This is a genomic window from Planococcus alkaliphilus, assembly GCF_057031095.1.
Genome location: NZ_CM168060.1, coordinates 1,946,498 through 1,970,295 on the forward strand (window position 1 = coordinate 1,946,498; position 23,798 = coordinate 1,970,295).

The 23,798-nt window shown below is 40.8% G+C and carries 24 protein-coding genes and 1 pseudogene; 11 read left to right on the top strand and 14 right to left on the bottom strand.

Annotated elements, in window-relative coordinates; translation table 11 throughout:
• Positions 1–18 precede the first annotated feature (18 nt).
• Complete coding sequence (locus AC2EXB_RS10430) at positions 19–717, bottom strand: Na-translocating system protein MpsC family protein (RefSeq protein WP_483601292.1); 699 nt, start codon at positions 715–717, stop codon at positions 19–21.
• A 533-nt stretch (positions 718–1,250) separates the two neighbouring features.
• Here AC2EXB_RS10430 and AC2EXB_RS10435 point away from each other — a divergent pair.
• From AC2EXB_RS10435 to AC2EXB_RS10455, 5 genes are all read left to right on the top strand, one after another.
• Positions 1,251–1,610, top strand: coding sequence for a GNAT family N-acetyltransferase (locus tag AC2EXB_RS10435; RefSeq protein WP_483601293.1), 360 nt, complete (start codon positions 1,251–1,253; stop codon positions 1,608–1,610).
• A gap of 89 nt (positions 1,611–1,699) precedes the next feature.
• The gene (locus tag AC2EXB_RS10440; protein ID WP_483601294.1) at positions 1,700–2,092 is read left to right on the top strand and encodes a DUF1259 domain-containing protein; all 393 of its coding nucleotides are present in this window, start codon (positions 1,700–1,702) and stop codon (positions 2,090–2,092) included.
• Between the two features lie 100 nt (positions 2,093–2,192).
• Positions 2,193–2,900 (top strand): DUF421 domain-containing protein, encoded by a 708-nt coding sequence (locus tag AC2EXB_RS10445; protein ID WP_483601295.1) that lies wholly within the window; start codon positions 2,193–2,195, stop codon positions 2,898–2,900.
• Positions 2,901–3,094: 194 nt separating this feature from the next.
• A complete protein-coding gene (locus AC2EXB_RS10450) occupies positions 3,095–3,364 on the top strand; it encodes a KGG domain-containing protein (protein ID WP_483601296.1) in 270 nt (89 codons plus the stop codon).
• A 154-nt stretch (positions 3,365–3,518) separates the two neighbouring features.
• The gene (locus AC2EXB_RS10455; RefSeq protein WP_483601297.1) at positions 3,519–3,755 is read left to right on the top strand and encodes a hypothetical protein; all 237 of its coding nucleotides are present in this window, start codon (positions 3,519–3,521) and stop codon (positions 3,753–3,755) included.
• 97 nt (positions 3,756–3,852) lie between these two features.
• On the opposite strand, the gene AC2EXB_RS10460 is transcribed toward AC2EXB_RS10455, so the two are convergent.
• Positions 3,853–5,214, bottom strand: a complete 1,362-nt coding sequence (locus tag AC2EXB_RS10460; protein ID WP_483601298.1) for a glycosyltransferase — start codon at positions 5,212–5,214, stop codon at positions 3,853–3,855.
• Between the two features lie 136 nt (positions 5,215–5,350).
• Between AC2EXB_RS10460 and AC2EXB_RS10465 the strand changes: the two genes are divergently transcribed.
• The 3 genes from AC2EXB_RS10465 to AC2EXB_RS10475 all read left to right on the top strand — a co-directional run bounded on the left by AC2EXB_RS10465 (position 5,351) and on the right by AC2EXB_RS10475 (position 7,613).
• Positions 5,351–6,289, top strand: a complete 939-nt coding sequence (locus AC2EXB_RS10465) for a magnesium transporter CorA family protein (protein WP_483601299.1) — start codon at positions 5,351–5,353, stop codon at positions 6,287–6,289.
• A 113-nt stretch (positions 6,290–6,402) separates the two neighbouring features.
• Positions 6,403–6,933 carry a histidine phosphatase family protein gene (locus tag AC2EXB_RS10470; RefSeq protein ID WP_483601300.1) on the top strand — a complete coding sequence of 177 codons (531 nt, stop codon included), beginning with the start codon at positions 6,403–6,405 and terminating at the stop codon, positions 6,931–6,933.
• A gap of 107 nt (positions 6,934–7,040) precedes the next feature.
• Positions 7,041–7,613 carry a hypothetical protein gene (locus AC2EXB_RS10475; RefSeq protein WP_483601301.1) on the top strand — a complete coding sequence of 191 codons (573 nt, stop codon included), beginning with the start codon at positions 7,041–7,043 and terminating at the stop codon, positions 7,611–7,613.
• 248 nt (positions 7,614–7,861) lie between these two features.
• On the opposite strand, the gene AC2EXB_RS10480 is transcribed toward AC2EXB_RS10475, so the two are convergent.
• Positions 7,862–8,305, bottom strand: a complete 444-nt coding sequence (locus AC2EXB_RS10480; protein WP_483601302.1) for a potassium channel family protein — start codon at positions 8,303–8,305, stop codon at positions 7,862–7,864.
• A gap of 25 nt (positions 8,306–8,330) precedes the next feature.
• Positions 8,331–8,726 (bottom strand): PadR family transcriptional regulator, encoded by a 396-nt coding sequence (locus AC2EXB_RS10485; RefSeq protein ID WP_483601303.1) that lies wholly within the window; start codon positions 8,724–8,726, stop codon positions 8,331–8,333.
• Between the two features lie 366 nt (positions 8,727–9,092).
• On the opposite strand from AC2EXB_RS10485, the gene AC2EXB_RS10490 reads away from it, so the two are divergent.
• Positions 9,093–9,911, top strand: a complete 819-nt coding sequence (locus AC2EXB_RS10490; protein WP_483601304.1) for an alpha/beta fold hydrolase — start codon at positions 9,093–9,095, stop codon at positions 9,909–9,911.
• 138 nt (positions 9,912–10,049) lie between these two features.
• On the opposite strand, the gene AC2EXB_RS10495 is transcribed toward AC2EXB_RS10490, so the two are convergent.
• The 5 genes from AC2EXB_RS10495 to AC2EXB_RS10515 form a co-directional block, all read right to left on the bottom strand.
• Complete coding sequence (locus tag AC2EXB_RS10495; RefSeq protein ID WP_483601305.1) at positions 10,050–11,159, bottom strand: MGDG synthase family glycosyltransferase; 1,110 nt, start codon at positions 11,157–11,159, stop codon at positions 10,050–10,052.
• A gap of 105 nt (positions 11,160–11,264) precedes the next feature.
• A complete protein-coding gene (locus AC2EXB_RS10500) occupies positions 11,265–12,050 on the bottom strand; it encodes an alpha/beta fold hydrolase (RefSeq protein WP_483601306.1) in 786 nt (261 codons plus the stop codon).
• Positions 12,051–12,121: 71 nt separating this feature from the next.
• Positions 12,122–12,763, bottom strand: a complete 642-nt coding sequence (locus AC2EXB_RS10505; RefSeq protein ID WP_483601307.1) for a flavodoxin family protein — start codon at positions 12,761–12,763, stop codon at positions 12,122–12,124.
• Positions 12,764–12,915: 152 nt separating this feature from the next.
• Positions 12,916–14,091 (bottom strand): CDP-glycerol glycerophosphotransferase family protein, encoded by a 1,176-nt coding sequence (locus tag AC2EXB_RS10510; protein ID WP_483601308.1) that lies wholly within the window; start codon positions 14,089–14,091, stop codon positions 12,916–12,918.
• Positions 14,092–14,358: 267 nt separating this feature from the next.
• Entirely contained in the window at positions 14,359–15,075 is a 717-nt protein-coding gene (locus tag AC2EXB_RS10515; RefSeq protein ID WP_483601309.1) for a phosphatase PAP2 family protein, read from the bottom strand.
• A 178-nt stretch (positions 15,076–15,253) separates the two neighbouring features.
• Between AC2EXB_RS10515 and AC2EXB_RS10520 the strand changes: the two are divergent.
• Positions 15,254–16,267 (top strand): annotated as a pseudogene (locus tag AC2EXB_RS10520) (aldo/keto reductase).
• An 86-nt stretch (positions 16,268–16,353) separates the two neighbouring features.
• Here AC2EXB_RS10520 and AC2EXB_RS10525 read toward each other — a convergent pair.
• Both AC2EXB_RS10525 and AC2EXB_RS10530 read right to left on the bottom strand, forming a co-directional pair.
• On the bottom strand, positions 16,354–17,223 hold the full coding sequence (locus AC2EXB_RS10525; RefSeq protein WP_483601310.1) for an SDR family oxidoreductase: 870 nt from the start codon (positions 17,221–17,223) through the stop codon (positions 16,354–16,356).
• Between the two features lie 64 nt (positions 17,224–17,287).
• Positions 17,288–19,327 carry a catalase gene (locus AC2EXB_RS10530; RefSeq protein ID WP_483601311.1) on the bottom strand — a complete coding sequence of 680 codons (2,040 nt, stop codon included), beginning with the start codon at positions 19,325–19,327 and terminating at the stop codon, positions 17,288–17,290.
• Positions 19,328–19,725: 398 nt separating this feature from the next.
• Here AC2EXB_RS10530 and AC2EXB_RS10535 point away from each other — a divergent pair, with 398 nt between their 5' ends.
• The gene (locus AC2EXB_RS10535) at positions 19,726–20,574 is read left to right on the top strand and encodes an STAS domain-containing protein (RefSeq protein WP_483601312.1); all 849 of its coding nucleotides are present in this window, start codon (positions 19,726–19,728) and stop codon (positions 20,572–20,574) included.
• A gap of 252 nt (positions 20,575–20,826) precedes the next feature.
• Here AC2EXB_RS10535 and AC2EXB_RS10540 read toward each other — a convergent pair whose 3' ends face one another.
• The 3 genes from AC2EXB_RS10540 to AC2EXB_RS10550 form a co-directional block, all read right to left on the bottom strand.
• Entirely contained in the window at positions 20,827–21,270 is a 444-nt protein-coding gene (locus AC2EXB_RS10540; RefSeq protein ID WP_483601313.1) for a hypothetical protein, read from the bottom strand.
• 258 nt (positions 21,271–21,528) lie between these two features.
• On the bottom strand, positions 21,529–21,810 hold the full coding sequence (locus AC2EXB_RS10545; protein ID WP_483601314.1) for a hypothetical protein: 282 nt from the start codon (positions 21,808–21,810) through the stop codon (positions 21,529–21,531).
• Between the two features lie 405 nt (positions 21,811–22,215).
• Positions 22,216–23,676, bottom strand: a complete 1,461-nt coding sequence (locus AC2EXB_RS10550; protein ID WP_483601315.1) for an Msr family ABC-F type ribosomal protection protein — start codon at positions 23,674–23,676, stop codon at positions 22,216–22,218.
• Positions 23,677–23,798: the final 122 nt, after the last annotated feature.

Sequence of the window (23,798 nt, forward strand, 5' to 3'; positions counted from 1 at the left end):
TTATTGTCCTGAAATAGCTTAGCCATTTTTGGGCTCCAGTACTAAGACCATATACGCCTTGTCATGTTCAAAGTTCCAATCAACGAACAGTTCACGAATCTCCTGTTTTAAGATGGCTTTCAGCTTAGGAGACTTCATCAAATGTTGTTCCAAAGGGCGTCTAGCCACTCGCAGTTCTTCAATCATTCCTTTTTTGATGAATTCCTTTTCAAGGTCCATCATAATCCCGGATCGTTCAATTAGAATGGCATACCCATCCAGCCAGTAGATGTTGGTCCATTCTGGTTCCTTTAAGGTTTTTTTACTGGCATGAATCACTTCTTCCAGTATTTTTTCCTTAACTCCTTCATCCGGCCAGTCAGCTGAATCCATTGTTTCATCTTGCTTTGTGACAGCAAGGAGCAAAGCGGTTTCGTTTTCAAGGTTCCAGTCCGTGTAAAATTCCTCGATGAACTGCCCTGTAATTTCTTCAAGAGCTGCCTTTAGCTCAGGCTTTAATCCGTTCAGCAGCAACTCCCTTGTTTCCAGTATCCGTTTCGATTGGCTGTGCTTCAAGAGAGCCTGTTCAGTAGGCAAGACGAAGCCAGATAAATGAATGGCGACAAAAGGCAGTTGGATTAAAACTTTTACAGAGGCAGGGACATCGCCGAAGTGCTGATTCAGCATAGTTGTGATATACTTTCTTACTTCAGCCTGGTCCTTTTCTTCGCTTGTCATGGAAATAAACCCCTTTCAATAAGAGAATTGATTTTATCGAAAATACAGATAAAAGAAGATATGGACAAAAATGAGAATATAACTGTACCAATCTCAGTTAATACATCCTCTTTTCTGAACCCCCTTGGTAAAAAGAGCCGCAAAACAAAGGAACCTTTTTTCTTTTCTGCAACCAAAGAACCTGCTTCCGACATAGGAAATAGGCTCACAAAGCAATCGCTTTTGAGTAAAATGAGCAAAATTGTTTATAATCTTCTAAAAACATGAGCTAAACCTCTCTTTCGTGTCGTTGAAAACTCAGGTACGATTGAGATACATGGGAATAAGTTCTTTCGCGAATAAAACGAATCTCTTTTTCCAGTTTTCAATATCCCAAGCGATTCTGCGAGGCGCCGAACTCCGATTGAACGTTTTATTCTTCAAAAAAGAACGGAACATGCCCTTCCTACTCATTGCTGCACCTTCTCTTGTGAAGGAAATCTGTTTTCATGTTAAATTGGCAAAAAAACCGAAGAGAAAAGAGGCTCTTGATCATGTTGATTACATACAAGAAATCGCATGAAAAAATCGCTATGGGCCTGTTGTCTTATATGCCCGATGAGCGCCCGTTGAAAACCTTGCAGCGAACGCTGGAAAAATATGAAAAAGAGCCGGATTGGCAGTTGTTTCTATGGAGACAAGAGGGAGATTTTATTGGACTGATTGGCATTGAAGTGGATGAATTTACCTTCACTGTTCATCATGTTTCTGTCAACCCTTCCTATCAAAGTGAAGGCATTGGACATGCGATGGTTGAAAAAATTCAAGAACTTCAAGAACCTCGTGCCATGCAAGCTTCAAACGAAACGAAAGATTTTTTGACAAAAATTTGGGAAACGAATTATCCATTGTGAATTTATTGATTAAAAATTATTCCTTGCTTGTTTCCTCAAAATGGAGATAGGTAACTCCTTAAAACATAATTATGAAAGGAGTGGAGCAAATGGAACAGCTTGAAACCATTGCGGAAAAAGTAGGATGGCTGCTGAAGGCGGAAGTTGAGCAACAGGGGGGGAAAATCCTCCTGAAGAGACAGCGAACGCTTGAAATACTTGCAGAAAACAACCGGTTCTCTTGCACGCTGGATCTCGATATCTCATTTGAACACCTGCGGGAGGATGGCTCTGCTTTCAACAAAGCGGAGATTTTTCTGCTTCCGGAAGAGTTTTCAGCCTTTACGTTAGCCCTGAATGAACATCGAATTCCGTTTCCGACAGCCTATCGCCAGTGGCAAGAACCGAATCCTCACCTCATCCGAGTATGTATGGAATCAACTGAACCGCCCGAAGCGTTTGCGGAACGTCTCTCAACAGCCATGAATATTCTCAAAAGATAAATTTTAAGGATAACCAACTGAATTCATTATGAAAAGGGGATGCGAAAGCGTATCCTCTCTTCGTCTAGGAAAAATTATAAGAATAGGAGAAGTGAACGCGATGATGTATATGGAGATTGGATTGAAGTTGTTCTTTGGGCTTATTGCCTTATTGGTGGTCACCCGGTTATTGGGAAAAAAAGAGATGTCCCAGCTCACCCCCTTTGATTTTATTTATTCCATCGTGCTTGGTGGTATTTTGGAAGAAAGCATCTACGATGATAAAGTAAATCCCCTTCATGTCTGGTTTGCAGTCGCCATATGGGGAATTATGTTGTTTATCATTGAAAAGCTGTCGAAGCGCTATGACAAGGTTAGACTCCTTCTGAAAGGCGAAACATCCATTTTAATCCGAGAGGGCGAATTTAATGTGAAGGAGTTGGAAGCCAACCACTTGGAAATGGAACAATTGCGGGTCATGCTGCGGCAGCAAGGCGTCTTCTCGCTTCGTGAAGTTCGGGATCTGTACTTGGAGCCTGGCGGCTCGGTCAGCTTACGAAAATACGCCAAATTTGAACCCGTTACTCCTACGATGCTTAATTTGGAAGCAGAAGATGAGTCGCTCAATTTTCTGTTTGTTGATGAAGGCGAAATCAATGAAGAAATCTTACGTTATACCGGTAAATCAACCCAATGGCTGTATGACGAACTACAACAGGCAGGTTACTCGAGCGTTCAGGATATCTTATATGCGGAATGGTCAGAGACAAATGGATTTTTTGTCAAAACTTATGCCGAAAACAAAGATGATATCCGAAAAGGGAATTAAACTAACTGTACATATCCTTTACGAAAAGCACTTTTTGTTTTTAATCAAAAAGTGATCTTCGCTGTCAAGTAATTCACCTTGATAGAAGGTGGTAAATATTACAAGTTGATTACAGAAAGATTGAAAGCGTTTTATTAAAAAGAAGCCGGGTATCCACAAGGTGTACACCAATACGATTTTAGGAGGAATTGAACATGGCAAACCAAAATGATTATAACAAAATGAGCCGCGAAGAAGCTGGCCGCAAAGGCGGAGAAGCCACATCTGATAGCCACGGCAAGGAATTCTATGAAGAAATCGGTTCAAAAGGCGGTCAGAACAGCAACAGTGACGGCAATAACAATGGTGGAAATAACAACGATGGCGACAATTCCAACGATGGCAAGATGAGCAAGGAAGAAGCCGGCCGCAAAGGCGGACAAAACAGCAACAGCGGTGGTAATAACAACGGCGGAAATTCTTAATCCATAAAAACTAAAAAGGGAGAAAGCATTCTATATGCTTTCTCCCTTTTTACTGTTCGTAAATATTAGATTTTTCATCTATCCATCTTGTATTTTCAAGGATACCAAGATATATCTATAGGTAACTTGTATATTGAAAAAGGAGTTGCGAACTATGGCTACCCTAGAAGATGTTCAGCAATGTCTTCTCCATAAAAAAGATCATTTGACGGCGAGGCGCTGGGCCAAAAACAGACGGATTCAACGGCGCATCTTAGAAAAACATCTCGAATGGAGTGACTACTTACTTCAATTCAACCAAGCAGATCAGTTGCAGCCGCTAAAAGTGAATATCGATCATTTTTTAGATAATCCATGGTTGATCGATGACCAGTTTAATCCACCAATATAACGGTCGGCGTATTGCTGCTTATATTGTTTTGGTCATTGGCTTTATTCAACAAAAAGAGAGATTGTGTTGTATAGAAATTTCTGACCTTCCTCAATCTTTATTTCTTCTCTAGGTTTTCAAATAAATGAAGCCATTGCTTTTGATACTGTTCAAAACTGAACCGTTGCACCACTTCTTTAGCATGGAAAGAAAGCTGTCTTGCCAAGACAGGATCTCTCATGATGGTCATTACTTTTTCAGCCATCTCCGCCTGATTTCCCTTCTCCACCAAATAGCCATCGATGTTATTTCTAATAATGTCTTTTGGACCGTATTTGACATCATACGCCACAACAGGTGTACCGGCTGCCAAGCTTTCGGTCAGCACAAGTCCGAAGCCTTCGTAATCGGAAGTGAGAATGGAACAGACCGCATTTTGAAAAATAGCCGTCGGGTTGTTTGAAAAGTCATGGAGGAACACATGGTTCTCCAAGTTTAGCTTGTTGACCAACGTTGCAAGCACTTCTTTTTCCGGACCATAACCGTAAACATGGTATTTGGCATCGGGGATATCTTTTACGACAAGCGCAAATGCTTTAATCGCTTCATCGATTCGCTTTTGCGGCACATACCGGGCGATGGACACCGCCAGTTTCAAATTTTTTGATTCCCAATCTTTTTCCTCTGAAACAGGTTCAGCAAAATGGGGAATCACTTGGTATCGATCTGATTCTCCGAATTGATCCGCAATATCTTCTTTTTGTTCATCGGTTAAGAATACAATCCGGTCGAACTTCTCCATGTTCGCGTAAAGGTAGTTCCAATCCGGATCCAGTTCTGCCCCTTTGGTGTAAGGGAAATTGTAATGGTTGTTGTGCATCACCGTAACCCTGTGAACGGGAACCGAATCGATTCTCGCCACCATTTCATCGGTGAACCAGGAGTCCGACATAAAGACCGGATTTTTAAACGTTTTGGCTTTTTGATTGAGCCATGAAATGTACAACTCGTAAAGATTCTCGTATTCAGTTGGTTCGGGATTGTAATGAACGCATCTTCCACTTTCTTCGTTTTCCAGACCGGGCCAAACCGTCAAAAAACACTTGCCGTTTCTGCTGAAGTAGCTGGTGAATAGTTTTTTTCCGGTTCGCTCATTCTTTTTCTGAAAGCGAATTAAATAACCTTCGTTGTCATATTCTTCCCCTTCCTGCATAGGGCCGTCCATTCGATGAGATGATTCCTTTTGATAAGGGTCCATATCATGAAAAAAATAATGGACCTGAATCCGTTCATCCAGGATTCTTTTCTTCTTCAGCTCGAGAATAGTGTCAAGATGATCCTGCTGGTAATCCATGGTGCAGAAATGAACTTCTGGATAACAATTGATCAGCATGTTGGCTCGTGTAATCACGGCTTTAGTCAAACCACCTCTTTGGACGTTAAGCGAATTGAAAACAAACACAGGTGTAATGATTGGCATTCTTCATCTCTCCTTTTCCTTCCTTCATTTCAAAATTTTCAATTACGGGTTATATTTGCTTTGCAGTTACCATTCCCCTTCTAAGGTTTAGAATCCTCCTAAAGCAGCAATACTAATACTACAGGGAGGCGAAAAAATGAATAAACAGCTTTTTCATCACGATAAATGGGAATGGATTCGGATTGATGTCACTTCCGAACAAGAAGTCGCCTCGCTCCCTAAATTGCCTCCAGCAAGCAAAAGTTGGGTAGATTCGCTGCGAGAAGAGAAAAACAGCAACCTGGAAATGGAGACGACCGAAGAAGGCACCGAATCGATGTGGGGTTCCATCATCTATCATCAAGAAATTGAAGACCATGAAAAACAAACCGTCCTTCAATACTATTTATCCAAAGATAGGTTGATTACCAGCAGGATCGATGTATCTTTTTTATACCGGCTATCCGAAGAACAATTACTTAGAAAGCTACACACTGCTAAAAATGCCATCGAGGGGTTCATGATCCTGCTTGGGGAGATTGTCGCTTCTTTCCTTCAAGACATCGATGCCTTTGAAAATCGGATGCATCAATTGTTATGGCGTATCAAAACAAAAAACAACGAGGAAGTATTGGATGAAATCATGGACAATCGACACGAAATTCTCGTTTGGAAAAACTTGATTATCCCCGTCAATGAAATTCGAGAAGCTATGCAGGAAGCGTTCGGCGACTTTGTGACGGCTGGCAGACACTATCAAAGGACGTGCCTGCGTCTTAGCCGATGCCGGGAAATCATTCGAGAATACGATGAGGAAGTCCGGGAAATGATTGACTTGGAAACCGTCATTTCTTCTCACCGGGGAAATGAAATCGTGAAAACGTTAACAGTTATCACCATGTTATTCACACCGATTGCGGCTTGGGGAGCTTTATGGGGTATGAACTTTGAAGTGATGCCTGAACTGGAATGGAAATATGGCTATCTAATCGCCATTGCCGTCATCCTCTTATCGACGTGGGGCCTCTATTTCTTCCTTCAGAAGAAAGGTTGGATTGGAAGTGTACTGAAGAACCCGAAAAACCGAAAATTTTAGCAGCAAACCTAATCAAAAATTCAAGGTTATCCACACAGTATGTAATCGGATAGTTTCACGGTGAAAGCAAGTTCAGGAGACGTTAGAAAGAAGAGGAGTGAGGAACAAAACAGATGAAGAAAACCATTTATCTACTTAGGCATTGCGAAGCGACAGGACAAGAACCGGATGCGAAGTTAACGGAAAAAGGAAAAGAACAAGCGGAAGAGATTGCGCGCTTTTTCGAAAAACAGCCCATTGAGAACATTATTTCCAGTCCCTTTACACGAGCCATTCAATCCATCGAACCGACCGCTGATACACTGGGCTTGCAGCTGCAAATTGACAATCGGCTCATGGAACGCAGATTGGTTTCAAAACGATTGACGGATTGGCTGGAACGTTTCGCAGAATCCATTGAAGAACAGAATATCAAGATGGCAACCGGAGAATTCAGCCGGGACGTTACGACCGGTTTGTTCGAAGTGCTTGAATCAGCCTCTGACGGCACGGCCATTTCCACCCATGGCAACATAATTGGGCTTATTTTAAAACAGATTGACGGCTTGCATGGATTCAAAGAATGGGTTGAATTGTCGCATCCGGACGTCTACAAATTGACAGTGGAGCAAGAGGATTACTATGTAAAGAGGATTTGGAGCTGAATTAGTATTTGAAGAACAGCTTACGTTGAGCGTGTGTAACTTCTTTGAAAAATCATTACATACTTTATCGACCCATTGGCATTTGGATAATAAGGAATGGGGATTCGATGTTTGGATTATATGACTTAGGATCACTGATTATTTCCGCCTTTATCATTTTGCCCTTGGTGGTACTTTTAAGAGAATCCGGTTATTTGATTGCCAGTGAAATTTTTGGTGTAAACAACCCCCGCCTGACCATCGGTTCAGGTCCTCGGATTTTTAAAATTGGAATAGTGGATGTGCGGAAATACTATCACTTGTACAGCTGGTTTTCCTATGATTCGTTAAAAAGGGAAAGCAAATTCGCTTACATCTGCATCTATGCAAGCCCCATTCTCATGAATCTTCTTCTTGCATTAACCCTGAACGCGCTTCTTGCGAATGGGCTGCTTGAGACTTTTGCAACTTTCTGGGAACGATTTGTTTTCTATGCATTTTTCTACGTTTTGTTTGATGTGGTGCCCATGAATACTCAAAATGGCATGCCGAACAACGGCATGATCATTTATGAAATGCTTCGGTACGGGAAACGGACGGATTACAATCAAGACCCTTTTATTCCAGCAACAACAGATGTGGAGAAACACTATCAACAAGAGATGGAAGACATTGAAAAACAAAAGAAGAAAGATAAATGAAAGGGCGGCCAAATGAGTCGCTTTATAGAACTTTAGAAATCTCTTAAAATCAAGCTTATAATTAAGCTGATTTCTGAAAATTAACTGGAATTCTATCATAAGATTTTAATATCAATAAAAATTCAATTCAGAAGAGAAAACGTTTTAACAGGTTGAGTTATCATTAAAGAAGATAATCGTCAATCATCTGCTTTATCTGCCTCCTCGTTATCGCTGGCATCTTTGTCCCGTTTATCGCTTCGGTTGCCTTAATCTTGACGACCTTCTTTTTCGGTTTTTACTCCATCATCATTGATATCTCCTTTTTCGCTCAAAGCCCGAATGAAAAATGCAGTAGGCAGCAAAAAACCGATGGCTGCCTGAAGGAGTGAGAAGAAGCGTGCTTTTCCGACCGGTACTAAGTCCCCGTAACCGACAGATAGGAGCGTAACTCCACTAAAATAGAGATAATCCAGGAAATTTTCTCCTCCATCTTTTCCCTCTTCCGTGCCCACTCTTACTACATCCCCTTCAAACGATAACAAATAATAAAGGATTGCAAATCCGATAGTAACGCCCAACATAGCGAAAAAGAGCTTTTGAAATAACGAAGATTGGAAATAACTGCGCTTATATCTTTTTTTGGCAAAGAAGCGATATAAGCTCGTCAGCATAAATAAAATCGTCAAACTCATTAATATCGTTGAAAACATCCATCCACTCCTTTCTAATTGCCTCTTATGCTTTAAACAACTGAATTGCACTAAATTTTTTAGCCTCTTTTTCGTTGTTTTCTTTTATTTCAATTAGCTGATCGATTAAAATCTTCGCTTCTCTCCACGCTTTAAGATTTTTCTCGAAAACTTCTTTACCAAGCGAAGTTATTTGATAATATTTACGCTTGCCTCCATGACTTTCTTCTCCCCAATAAGCTTCTATCAAGTTTTGCGTCTGAAGTCTTTTCAAACTCGTATAAAGCGAACTTTCTTTCAGTTCATAATTTCCACCGCTATCTCTAGAAACTGCTTTTATGATTTCATAGCCATAGTTATCGCCTTCGCAAAGTACACGAAGAACGATGGTATCAATGTTGCCTCGTATTAAATCCTGGCTAATGCCCCCTTCTTGCACCATCCTCACCTCCCAGTCCCCTGTATTTATTACTATTTTGTACAATGGTCATGTTTATCTAAACATCAATTAACTTAATTTGTTCTATGGTTTAATCGTATATCTTCTTGACCTCTATTTTTTCTATTCCACCGTTCTAAGTTTTCAATACAGTATATAATTTCCCAGAATAAGAAGCATTACTCCTCAAACTTTAATCAAAATAATAGATTCCTGTAAATTTTCAAGATATACTAGCGAACTTCTTTAAACGTGCTAACAATAAAGTTTTATGGCTTCACCCGCCTTTTTCTTAGTAGTTTAAAACCTCCAAAGAAAGGAAATAGAAGTGAGACAGAAAATTGAGAGAAGTTTAAGGAGGAAGAAAATTTGGGATATTATATTGAAGTTGAAAATGACATTAAAGTTCATGTGGAAGATATCGGCTCCGGGCAGCCAGTTGTCTTTCTACACGGTTGGCCGTTAAATAGTAAAGCTTTTGAATCTCAGGTAGCAGTACTTGCAGCAAACGGTTTCCGCTTTATCGGAATCGATCTACGCGGTTATGGAAAATCGGACAAACCATGGTCCGGTTATGATTACGACACTGCTGCAAACGATGTCAAGAAAATAGTTGATCACCTGCAGCTCGAAAACTTCGTGCTGGCTGGATTCTCTATGGGAGGCCCAATTGCTATCCGTTATATTACCAAATTCGGACAGGAGAATATCGACAAATTATTGTTGTTATCAGCAGCAGCGCCTTTATTCACCCAACGAGATGATTTCAAATATAATATGAAGCCTGAAAAAGTAGATGAGATTATCCAAAAAATCAAAGACGACCGTCCGGCTTTTTTATCTGAGTTTGCGGATATGTTTTTTGAACAGAAAAAATCACCAGAATTCCTCCATTGGTTCCAACTACTCGGACTTGAAGCTGGTGCTCATTCTACTGTTAATTCTGCGATTGCTTTGAGAGATGAGGATTTGCGGAAGGAGTTAAGTGGAATCTTCTTGCCGACTGCTATTTTTCACGGGAAGAAAGACCAGATTTGCGAATACGCATTAGGGGAAGAGTTGGAAAAACAGATACCCAATTCAGTACTAGTCCCATTTAAAGATAGCGGACATGGAATCAATGCTGATGAACCTAAGCGGTTCAATACAGAATTAATAAGATTTCTAAAAAGTACTGGTATTAAATAATATCCAATACAAAGTAAGAACCATCCTTTTTTAAATAGATGGTTCTTTTTATCTTTTTCAAAGACATAAAAATTAAATATTATCATACACTTTCTTCTACTTTAATAGTGAAAAACATGACACTATCAAAAGCAACTTTTATTTAAGAAATTGTTCGAGGGCTCTATAAACAGCTCGGGAATTTTTTAATTCTATTGTTTTGGTATAGTTTCGAACGTTTTGTTTATAAATTTCCATCTCGATAGGATTGTATATCTTGCTTACTACATAGTCCACTAAATTGTTGTTTTCGGGTATCTTATATACTAATTTTTGTTCAATCAGATAGCGTAAATTGATTTCCTCTTGTCCGGGCAAAGTCATATGCACAAAAATGGGCAATTCTTTCTTGATCGCCTCACTGATTAAAGTACCTCCCGGCTTAGTTACAAAAGCAGTTGCGTGGCTATACAATTCGTTCATTCGATTTTTGGATGCAATATCAGGAAGCAATTGTATGTCAGAGAATTTCTGACGACTTAATTTTTTAAACGCTTCACTAGTGGGGCCATTCAAGATTTGGATTTGCCAATTCTCTTCTTTATCTGTTGCTTTTAATTCGCCCGCTATTTCTTTCGGTTTTAAGCTCCCGGCAAAAAATAATAAATTGCGTTCTGTTTGCTTAGACTTACTTTCCCTGTCTTCTTTGATATATGTACTTACAGGAATACCCGTTATAAAAATTCGATTCTCTGCAATCTTATGTTCTAGAATTAACTGTTCCTTTAGTTGATAACTTGAAACAAAGTGATATTCAATATTGCTTATTCCCCATACATTATTGATAAAGAAGTCGGTATAAGCGTTGAGACATGGAGTCGAACATTTGCCTTTTTCCTTTATTTGATTTATCAAGTAAGACGGCAATGCATGAGTACAAACAATCAAATCCGGTTCTTCCTTCGCAAGTACTTCTTCCATTTTTCTAATAAGCAACAGTTCATAAAGTTTATGAGTTCGGGAAGATGTTGAACCTTTTGCTAAAAGCCGATAAAAGGAACCGTAAAGAGCTGGCGCATGATGGATCCAGCTTTTATAAACATTTACAATTGCTTTTTCCAACACCGGATTCCATTCACTTAAAATATCAATTTTTTTACATTCCATATGCGCGCCATGAGCTGAAATATATTCCATAATCGCTTCTGCTACCTGATGATGACCAGATGGCATACTATTCAATAACGGAAGAAACAGAATTTTTGTCATGTATCGTCATCTCCAAACCATAAGACATTTCCAATTTTGCCCTTCCAAATCAACTGTTTTTTAAATTCATTCGATCAAGAAAGTTCAGATCTAAAAACTAAGTGCTCAATTTTGATACTTATCGGTTAACGGCAATAAAAACTGATGAATGATTCCGTTGAATGAGTGGAAGAAACGTGGCGGCAATTGATGCGTGGCCCCTTTCACTACAACAACTTGAAGATGGAACAATTCCTTTTCGAATAACTTGCAGTATCGGTGGTTCATTTTTTCAAGTGAGCCATACACCAGCAGTACAGGCATCTCTAAACGGTGAAGACGTGAAATAGAGGTATATTTAAGACCAGCAGCAATGTATTCATAAACCTTTTGTGGCCGCGCTTTTAAAGCGTATTGATAAAGCTCTTCTTCATCCTGCTTGTAATACCGGTGCGTTTTTGCCATTATTCGTGCGAGCAATGACATTTGGTTTAACTTTGCTAATGCTATTCCTCCCGCTGCCAAGCTACGGATATTACAGGTCCTCACTTCGGGATAGCCGCTGCACAATATCAAGGAGTTAACCCGTCCAGGATATTTTAAAGCAAACTCCTGTGCAATCAACGTACCATGCGAAAACCCGCATACCGCAACCTTTTCCACTTTAAGGGCGTCCATTAATCCACATAAATTGTCTGCCAGATTTGAAATGCTCAATTTCTTATTTCCTGTGGAGCTTTTTCCATGACCAGGAAGATCAAAGAGAATGACCTGGTAACGCTCTGCTAACCTTTCTTGATGTTTAAAAACTTGATGCCCCAAAACAGGAGGGTGGATAAAGACGATTGGCGGCCCTTTTCCGTAAATCGAATAATACAGAGAAAGCGATTCATCTACAACAACTGACGGCACCGTCCATGCCCCTTTCGAATAATTTTTTACTGGTGCACTTAAAAATATTCCACTTTTCCAAAGGTTGCTTTTTAATCTTGTTGTTCAATCACGTTTCCTTCGGCAGGAATTGGATTCATTTTAAAATGGCGTGCAAAATGGATTAAGTTATAGGCCATGATTTTTGCATGCTGCATGGTGAAATCGTTCTGATTCCCCTCTGCTTCGATGAAAGAGGGACCCGGTCCTGCCGGTCCTACCCAGTAAGTATCTGCATTTGGCGGCACGATGAAGCCCATATGAGAAAGCGCATATAAAATGGATTTGGCACTGTCTTTTGCGCCGTCTTCATTTCCGGTCACAATCGCTCCGCCTACCCGGTTATAGTAAATGTATTGCCCTTTTTTATTGGTCGCGCCGCTTGCTGCATAAATCCGTTCAATCGCTTTGGTGGCATAACTGCTTTTTTCTCCCATCCAGATGGGTGTGCCAATAATCAGAATATCCGCTTCGAGTATCTTCTCATAAATTTGGGGCCACTCGTCTCCTTCGCCTGCATCAATCGCCATGGCATGGGCCACATTGTAGTCAGCCATCCGGATTGTTTCTGCTTCAACGCCTTCCTTCTCCAAGTGCTTGACGACTTCGTTGATGAGCGCATCTGTATTCGATGTGTCCGGACTCTTTTTTAATGTGCAATTGATGATTGGGGCCTTTAAATTTGTGCTGGGCATTTTTATTCATCCTTTCTTCAACTATTATTATTTGTTATCTACCCTAAATTTGTCTGGATAGGCATCAACTTGCTTTTCAACCTGCCTAAATTACTTAATCTAAACTAAACAAACAGTTATGTTATAAGTGGCTACTAAAAGCTTCCTGCTTTCTATTTGCTTTCTTTCAGCACCTGAGCGGTTAACCGCTCACAGTTGTTTTGATCAAAATAATCAAAATATCGATGGGCTTCGCTATACCACTTATTGTAATTGACTCCCTCCACAAGAATTTCCTTTAGATAGGCATAGACTTCATCGCTGCTTTGCGTTCTATAACCGTATAAATCTTCGTTTAAATTTATGTAGATTCCCCTTTTGGTTTCCCAATCAGTTTGATCAAATAAATAAAAAATAATGGGCTTGTTTAAATAAAGAAAATCCCATGAAATACTCGTGATATCGGTTAACAGCATATCCATTTCCTGAATGGCGTCTCCGATTGAAAGCTCGTCAAATCCTACAAACTGAATGCGATCGTTCGTAAATTCTCGAAAGTGTTGTTCAAACTTTTTCATAAACGGATGCAATGCCACCGTGACAAAAACGTTTTGCGCTTTCAAAAGGCGGTTGATTTCTTCATGTTCAAGCAACTCCATCGTATGCTGAAAATAGGCGCTTTCTTCAAATTCTTCATCCGACAGGTAGGTGAGCCATTCACGCCATGTGGTCATAAACAATATTTTCTTTACTTGATCAGCCGGCTGGTTTGTAGGGTAACGATCAAAACGGGGAAAGCCTGTTACGACTAATTTGTGTTCCGGAATTCCCCATTGTTCTCGTTTTAACTCCTTTTCGTAACGGGAAGCGCAATTAAAGTGATTGGTTCGCGCCAGCAATGGAACATCTTCTTTTTGGATGAGTATTTTTTTGAATCCTTCAATGCCATGACTAACATGTACAAAAAAGGTTTTCTTGTTTAGAAAAAGAAAAGAATTCGCTTTCGGGGCAATATCATACATAATGGAATGACCATGAAAGCTATAATCAGCACAGAAGAAAAGGTAATAATTTCTGATTGTGCCCAACGGTACTGCATTGGGCAATCCCATTTCTTTAGCATAGGTCGTTTTCGGGTCGTAAAGCCAATAGATGTCATCTGTTTTGGCGTAATGTTCAAGAAGATATTGATGGAATACCGCAATGCTATCTTCATACTTTTCCCCTAAGTTTCCACCGGTTAAAATGATCCTCCTATTTCCCTTTCTTTTAATAAGCTTGGAGAGGACAAAACCTGTCAGTACTTTTATCCACATGCTCACTAAGGATGTTGTTTCTTTAAATCCCATTCCTTGTCCTCCTGTCTAAAAAGAGAAAAATCGATTGGTTTTTCTCTTCACGCTAATTTATCAAATATTCTTTCAAAACATTTTTCATCTTGTTTTTTGAGGTGCTTCCTACTATAACTACCTGTTTTTCCTCATTCTTTAATCTTCTCTCTTCAAATGGGTTCTTATCTTTAGTTACCCGAAAATTAGAATGGTAGGCTTTTAACTACTTTATTCATCAGTTAATCGTAAAAGGAAATGAGTGACTTGATTAATACTGTTTACTCCTCACTTTTTTATATAAATACGCACCGACTCTTTTATAAAAGCCATATTGGCTTTTTTATGCTGCTGTCTCCATCTTACCCACTCAAAAGCCATCAAGCTGACAAGTAACCAAATAGCGCCTGCAAGCAGACCGGACAACACATCGCTGGGAAAATGGACTTCCAAATAGACTCGGCTATAGCTTACTCCTGCAATCACGAGGACCAAAAGGACAACAGAACTGATAATAGTTGTCTTCATTCTCCCCAATCGACTGATAAGATAAATGAGAAACCCGTACATGATAAGAGACATCATAGCGTGGCCACTTGGAAAACTGAAGCCTTCAGATTCGATTAACGTATCTCCCGACGGACGGTCCCTCTCAAAAAGGTTTTTTAAAATTAAATTGAGCACTCCGCCTCCTCCTAAAGTCCATAGAAGAAAGAAGATTGACCATTTATCTTTATAACGTTTCCATAGGATGAAAACGGTGAAAAAAGATAATAGCGCAATAAACCACCAAGAACCCAGTTCAGTGATCAGCTTCATAACAAAGTCTAGAGCAGGATTTTGTATTGAAAGAAGTACCTTCATCAGTAAACGATCAAAAAGATCAATTTCTTTCTCGATCACTTCATCGGATAACATCAAAAAAGCAAGAAGCAAAAAGCCGGCAAATCCAACACTTGCCAGCATAGCCAGTACAAAAAGAAACGCTTTTTTGGTCTCTTCCATACTCTTTCTCCCCCTTAGCTAAAGAAGATTTTGTGTCCACTTTTTTTCATTAAGTCGAAATACCAATAAATTCATTAACGTTGATTTCCTTTTTTATAACAAGTTTCGTTTTATAAGAACATGCAAAGGGAAAATATTATTTATTGCTTGTTAGAACGAAAAAGGAGGAACAGTAAAGATGGAATATACGAATGTACCAGGCACTGACAAAAAAGCATCCCGCATTGGCATAGGCAGCTGGCCCATCGGCGGGTTCATGTGGGGCGGCAATGACGACAAAGAGGCGAACCGCATGATCCATGCTGCACTTGACCAAGGCGTTACGGTATTTGATACAGCCAATGATTATGGCTTTGGGCATTCCGAGAAATTAATGGGGCAGGCCTTAAAAGAAAGCGGCAAACGGGAAGATATTATCCTTTCTGCCAAGAGCGCTTTAAACTGGGAAGGCGACACCATTTACCGCGACGGGGCAAAAGAAAGAGTTTTATCAGAGCTTGATGAGAGCCTCAAACGGCTTCAAACGGATTATCTGGACGTTTATTTTGTCCATTGGCCCGATCCCGCTGTTCCAATAGAAGAAACGGCCGAAGCCATGAAAATTCATTATGATCAAGGCAAAATAAAAGCAATTGGAGTCAGTAACCTTTCTGTCCATTAGATGAAATCTTTTCAACAGATTGCGCCTATCCATGCCATTCAGCCGCCTTACAATTTATTTGAACGCGGTGCAGAGAAGGACATCTTTCCTTACAGCAAGGAAATTGGCGCCACATTGTATTTATACAGCAGCCTTTGCCGAGGACTGTTATCTGGAAAAATGACGCGGGATCGTCAATTTGCGGATGGCGATATGCGAAAAGACAAAGACCCGAAATTCCAACAGCCTCTTTTGGATCAGTATGTAACGGCAGCCGAACGGTTAGAAGATTTTGTAAGAACTGCTTATGGCAGACCTTTGATTGACTTGGCCGTACGATACGTATTAGACCAATCGGAAACGGGGATTGCCCTGCGAGGGGTCCGCCGTCCAGAACAATTGGAGACATTGAATCGCATTGACGGGTGGAAACTGACAGAGGATGACCAACAGGAAATTGATTGGATTCTCAGGGAAACAATCAAGGAACCGCTTCAACCTGATTTCATGGCTCCCCCCTTAAAGAAAGAAGTAATCGGGAACGAAAAATAAAGAACCGGTTTATAGATCATTTTAAAAAAGAAATAAATTGGAAAGAAACGAAAGACAAGGACTCCGGAAAGAGAGCCCTTGTCTTTTTAATATGGAGTGCCTCCGTTAACATGCACCACTTGTCCTGTGACATATGAAGCATCTTCCGAAGCAAGGTAGACATAGGCCCCCGCTAATTCATCGGGCTGACCCGGCCGCTTCATCGGCGTACCAAATTCCCCTTCTTTACCAAATCCTTCTACTTTGTCTGCCGGAAAAGATGCGGGAATTAAAGGCGTCCAAATCGGTCCTGGCGCTACAGCATTGACGCGAATCCCTTGTTCTGCAAGTGAGCCGGATAAAGCGCGCGTAAATGACAGAATCGCTCCTTTTGTAGCAGAATAATCAATCATTGTGGGTGCACCCTGAAATGCGGTGATCGAAGTGGTATTCACAATTGCACTTCCCGGCTTTAAATGATCCAGGGCTGCTTTTGTTAAATGGAACATACTGAAAATATTCGTCCGAAAGGTCCTCTCCAATTGTTCAGTCGGCAAGTCCCTTAATGAGGGCTGTTCATGCTGTTCGGCTGCGTTGTTGACCAGAATATCTAATTTGCCGAATTCATCGATTACCTTTTGCACAGCATCTTGGCAAAATGCTTCATCGCCAATATCACCCGAAATCAACAGGCAGCGTCTTCCTTCTTGTTTCACATAGTTCTTTGTTTCTTCCGCATCTTCGTGTTCATCCAGATAGGCAATGGCAACGTCCGCCCCTTCTTTTGCAAATGCTACCGCTATAGCTCGTCCAATTCCGCTGTCTCCACCCGTAATCAAAGCGGTTTTTTGCGGCAGGCGGTGGGCCTGTCCTGCTAAATTCCTCTTAAAATCCGGATGCGGCTTCATCTCGTTTTCAAATCCAGGCTGACGTTCCTGTTCTTGGGCGGGTATGTTTTCTGGTTTATCTTTTCTCATCCAATCCTCCCTTTCTTGATAAAATCCCTTCCAATTTCCTCGCACGAAACAAGCGGAATTCCGCTCAATTTACTTCCCGATTCCAATGACGGTGCGCTGTAACAGCTTCAATGAATTGTTTGGTAAAATCAGCGTTCCCTTTACCTGTTACAATGCCGGGCTGATTGAGCATATCAGCTGCTTCCAGCCATTTTGCCCCTTCCTCAGTAGCGCCAATCGCTTTATAGTGGTCAAAAGCTTCTCCTATATATTTTGCAGCGTTTTTCGCAAATGCTTTTGATACGTCAGGACCGCCCACTGCGTATAAGGCATCGTACAGCACGGCATCCGTCGTAGAAAAATTATGGGCTGCTTCTAATTCTGTTCCATCTGCACCTGTTACTGTTCCCTGATTTTCACTGATGATTTCATATTTCATTTTGTTGGTTTCTAATTCATTCAGGACTGCCAGGGTTTCTTTCCCATCGAATCCATGGTCAAGCAGGACACCAACTTTTCGTGTATCGGGCAACTTCACCGTATTCTCTTGGCTGAGCGCTGGCGAGGATTTCGTGACAGCTGATCCCCCTTCAGTAGGCGGGGTCACACCAATATTCTTCGCCACTTTCTGCGCAAGTTCCAAATCTACCTGCCTTAAGACTTCTATATTCTGTTCCCGGATCGGCATATCACATTTCCCAAGCTCGAAGCTGTACGCTTGAATAATATGTTCTTTTTCCGGCGTACTCATCGAATTCCAGAAAAGTTTAACTTGTGAAAAATGATCATTGAAACTATCGCTTCGTGCCCGGATTTTCCTGCCTTCCACTTTTTCCTGATAATGCTCAAATCCGCCTTTATCGGCACTGACTGGAGCAGGGGTGTTATTTGCCATAGAGTTTTGATGATAGCTAACGGGTCCTTTGTTGATGGTCTGGCGATGATAACCGTCCCGCTGATTGTTATGGAACGGACATACAGGCCGATTAATCGGAATTTCGTGGAAATTCGGTCCGCCGAGACGGATTAATTGTGTGTCGGTATAAGAAAACAAGCGCCCTTGGAGAAGGGGATCGTTTGTAAAATCGATGCCCGGCACAACATGGCCAGGGTGGAACGCGACTTGCTCCGTCTCTGCAAAAACATTATCAACGTTTCGATTAAGTGTCATCTTTCCGATCATCGTGACTGGAACATCTTCTTCCGGCCAGATTTTAGTTGGATCAAGCACATCAAAATCGAACTTGAATTCATCTTCTTCCGGTAAAAGCTGAACCCCGAATTCGTATTCCGGAAAATCACCTGCTTCGATTGATTCCCAAAGATCACGGCGATTATAATCCGGATCTTTCCCCGCAATTTTTTGTGCCTCATCCCATACTAAAGAATGTACGCCGAGTTTGGGCTTCCAATGGAATTTGACGAAATGTGATTTCCCTTCGTCGTTGATAAAGCGGAACGTGTGGACGCCGAAACCTTCCATCATGCGGAAACTGCGGGGAATAGCCCGGTCTGCCATGTTCCAAATCACATGGTGGGCCGATTCTGTATTGTTTGCTACAAAGTCCCAAAATGTATTATGGGCGGCAGCGGCTTGCGGCATTTCGTTATGCGGTTCAGGCTTGATCGCATGGACGACATCCGGAAACTTGATCGCATCTTGGATAAAAAATACCGGCATGTTATTTGCAACGAGATCGTAATTTCCTTCTTCCGTATAGAATTTTGTGGCGAAACCACGGGTATCCCTCACGGTTTCTGCCGATCCCCGAAATCCGACGACTGTCGAGAAGCGCACAAATACCGGGGTTTTCTTCCCTTTTTTCAGGAAACCTGCTTTTGTATAAGGTTCCGCCGTCCCATACGCTTCGAATATCCCATGGGCGCCGTACCCTCGGGCATGGACCACCCGCTCAGGTATGCGTTCATGATCAAAATGGGTCATTTTTTCACGGAAATGGAAGTCCTCCATCAAAGTAGGCCCCCGCACACCTGCTTTCAATGAAAATTCATCCTCTGACACTTTCAATCCCTGATTGGTCGTCATTGCTTGGTCCCGGTCATCCGCACGAAACTCTTCCAATTGCCTATTTTTCCTGTTTTCATCTTTATTCGTTTTTTCCATACTTGCCTCTACTCCTCATCGGTATTTTAGTTATTATTTTTTTGATTCCCTTATTATTTTTTTGAAAACCTAAAAAAAGCTTTCATATAATTTTTCAGTTATTTAAATGCTATAACGTTAAATACATTTGAATTACCAAAAAGAAAGAAAATACTCGAAATTTATTAAATGATATGACTAAGACATTCATGTGGACTTCGCTCTTTTCTAAAAAAGCTGTTCTTACTTCGAATGAAAAGAAAACGCATCTTCTTTTCACAAATGTGGAAGAGTGCATGCATTCCATAAATGAGATAGGATAAATATATGTCATTTCACAAGTATCTGTTTAAAGTTCTTGTAGCGTGTTAGTATCTACTACAATATGAAAAATATTTAAGAAGAAGGGAAAAAATACTGTGCTACAAAACAAAGAGTTATACGATTTTCTATGTAAGAGAAACGAAGGGCTGACCGAACAATGGTATCAGGCATTGGATAAAAAACAAGGCGGCATCTACGGCTCCATGAACCCCAATATAATTGAAAAACTGAAACAGCAAAATGCGGAATTCCATGATCGGTTCTGTTCGATGTTCAACAAAGAATACGAAGAATTTTTGAAAGATTTTCAAGGATGGATTGTCCGCACGGCAAGGGATGAAGACCGCTTAGCGACACCGACGACAGCCGTGCTGCAAGACTTTTTCCAAACCCAAAAGCAATACCTTCAACTGATCGAAGAGTTTGCTTCCATTCAAGGGGAGCGCGTCTCGAAGGAACAGCTGATTGCCTGGAATCAGAGGATTACGGCGTCGATCAATGACCTTCTGCTGGAATTTACCACCCAGACAGCCATCGCCGCTGAAAAGAAACTGAACGCCCAGCAAGAATTGATCGTTGAAATGAGTGCACCGGTTATCCTGCTGACCAATGATACCGGCCTGTTGCCCTTGGTCGGAGAAATTAGTACCTACCGGGCGAAAATTCTGTTTGAAAAAGCGTTGGAACAAAGTGCCGATTATCGGCTGGAACGCTTGTTCATTGATTTGTCCGGCGTTCCCATCATCGACACGATGGTGGCTCACCAGATTTTCCAGCTCATCGATGGGCTGCGCATCATCGGCGTCAAAACAGCGCTCGCAGGCATCAGCCCAGACATTGCGCAGACGGCCATTCAATTAGGCCTCAACTTTGGAGAGATTGAAGTCTACAGCACGTTGGTGCAAGCGATGAAGCTGAAGAACCTGGAATTCATTGAGAAATAATTGGAACTAGTGAACGTCAGGAATCGATCGAAGCAGTAAAAGCTATCTTCCAATCGTTTTCTTCTTCTCCGACCTTCTAACTGTTTGATTGCCTGATTGAAAATGAAACGAAAAAGGAAGACGACCAGCTAACTCCCAGCTGATCGTCTTCCTTTTTCGAGCACATGCTATTTAGAGAACGTACTTCTGGCTGTTCCCATATCCAATGAAAATAGGAAAAGACACAGCTTAAAGTCATGTTTCATCTCTTCCCTACAACGTGTCGTAATTATGCATTTCTTTATTCTCAGAATTCACTAACGAGAACGGGAAGAGTTGATTCAGTTGTTGATAAGATAGATAGTTTTTTCGACTAGACTCGTAATGATAAGGCGTGATATAAAAAAGATCCTCCGGCGATTCTTTAGACAAGTGATACAGACTACGAAAGACATCTTCAGTTATCTTATACCGCTGCATGCAATTGGGCAGGTTTCTCACTTTTTCAGGTGCATGTTCCATTTGAAACTCTTCTATCTCCACCCATGCCGTCTCCACATGGGTTTGCTTCTTTCCTTCATGAATTAAAGTGGTTTCCCGAGTCAAACGAGCAAACAACGTAATGAAGGCTAATCCGTTTTCAATATGTACATCTTTGGATTTAAGAAAGAAATAGGTAGTGGCCTTTAAAGGAATCGTTAGCTGGTTGGGTCTCATTTTCACTTCTCTCCTTTTTATTCACTTCGTCTTCTTTCGTAAAAATAACGTCGTTTTTACTTATGTATACATGGCGAATAAAAGGCCAACTGAAAATCTAAACTATTTACCTGCCAAGTGTTCCCCTTAGTGAATTTGAAATCACCTCCTTATTATAACCTAAATATTTTGAAAATAATTAGCAAATACACATTTTTGGGAATAGTTTTATCTTTTATAGAACTTAAATAAAACAATGGCCTCATTGCCTCTATTGTATCAAGAATGAGAAATCATCAGCCAAAGGATGAAAGCGAGAAAGACACTTCCGCCAAGGAACCCCGAAAGAAATGGAAGTATGTATTCTTTGTTCCTCTTTGGTTTCATACGTGGGATGAGTTCAATAACAATGAAGAGAGAAAGGATGAGTAAGGTGGTCCGCGTTCTGTTGCTCTCCAAATTTACGAGTAGGTAAATCAGTGCGAGTGCAGGCAGCCCGAGGAGAAAAGAGTTTTTAACCCCTACATGAAATTCTCTATTCGTCTTTTGTTTTTTCTCCATCATTCTCCTCCCCACTTGCTTCGGTATACGTTTTCTTCTAATTTTGGAATTAATAAGCTGACTCATCTTCTTCATTTCATTAAGAAATTAGATTGATTGTATCCTCTCCCTTTCGCATCAGTACCGTTTTCCTTTCCTCTTCTGATTTACATTTCTATTATATAGTAAAATTCCAAATGAGTATCCAGTTTAAAGTGGGTGTAAAAAGCAGTATTTTATAAACAACAAGGGAGAAACTGCTGAGTGAAGCCCATTACTTTCCTATGTAGCCACTCAACTTTTGATAACGTCATGATATGTAAACTGGAATAAAAGACTAAAAATCTTCTCGAAATACAAATCTTTCAAGTAATTAAAGAAACAAAAAATAGTCATCGACTAATATCGATGACTATTTCAAGTTCCTTATATCAATTGCAACTTCTTATTACTTAGGATGTACTGAATATCTGCTGTATTTCGGATAAAGAACTCATCATGGGAAACAAATACGATGGTGCCTTGATAAGCCTTTACGAACTGCTCTAGTGCTTCAATCGCTTTAATATCTAAAAAGTTAGTTGGTTCGTCCAATAACAGGATATTATAAGAACCTAGAAAGAGTAAACAAAGCTGCAGCCGGATGGCTTCTCCCCCGCTTAAATCTTTCACCTGTTTTAGCAAGTCTGTATCCACAAACTGCATCGAGTGAAGGACACTCCTTAAAAAGCTATCCTCATGTTCCGAACGATTTTTGATGTAATGGAAGACAGTCTCATCACCGCTGAACTGATAACTCATTTGCTGAAAATACCCAATCTTTGCTTTAGGAGAAATGGTCAATTGCTCATCTTTTCTCGCAATTCGTTGAAGCAATGTACTTTTACCACTCCCATTCACACCTGAAATCGCAATCTTTTTACCAAGTGGAAGTTGGAAGTGCACTTCTTCCAATAATATATTATCTCCGGCATATAAAGTGAAACGATCGGCCATGATTGGAAATTTATTGTGCAGCTCCAGTGCTTTCTGATGTGGAAAAACAATCGGCTTCTCAACTTGAACCGCACTCACCTCCTCAAGCTTCTCCATTCGCTGCTCGATTGCCTTGGCCGCACGATGTACCGCTTTCTGGCTTGTGCCTTTGGATTTTGTCTCAAACATTCGATTTGCCATGGCCTTTGATTCCTTCTTCGAATATTTTCCGGCTTGGGCAACCTTCTCTGCTTTCTTCATCTTTTCTTTTGCAGCTTTTTCCAGTCGGTTCTTTTCTTTTAAGAACTGTTCGTGAGCTTGATTTTGTTGTTCCCATTCCAACCTTTTTTGATTCATGTAGTCGCTATAATTTCCCGAATACACATGCACTTGCCCATCCTGGACTTCCCAGATCTTTGTCACAAGTTCATCCAACACGGCCCGGTCATGGCTGATGATCACCAAAGCACCATAGTAATAGCGAAGTTCTTCGAGCAAATACGAAATGCCCTGCTTATCCATATGAGTGGTTGGCTCATCCAGTAATAATGCTTCATAATAATGACTCATTAGCTGAGCGAGCTTTAATTTCGTCTGTTCTCCACCACTCAGTGACTCTAGATTTCGTGGTACCGCTAATTGCCTAAGCAATGCTGGATCAATACCGGCCTCTTCTTTTTTAGGAGTCTCCAGCTGTTTAAAGTATCCTGGCTCAACGTAACTCTTCACTTGCCCCACTGTTGGCTGAATTTCTTTCGCTAATAATTTCAGTAATGTGCTTTTTCCTGCACCGTTTTTCCCCACAATGCCAATGCGGTCAAACTGGTGGATAGCTATATCTTCAATTCGCAAGATTTCTTTATCTAAATAGGACACTTCAATATTTTTTAATTCAAAACAAAGTTTTTCCATTTTGCTACCTCCGAAATTTTTAATTTCGTACCGATAGCCAAGATCGATACGAGCTTCTGCTTCAAGCCCGCATTAATCAATAAAACAATAAAAATTGCATTACGTTCCCCTCCTAATTCAAA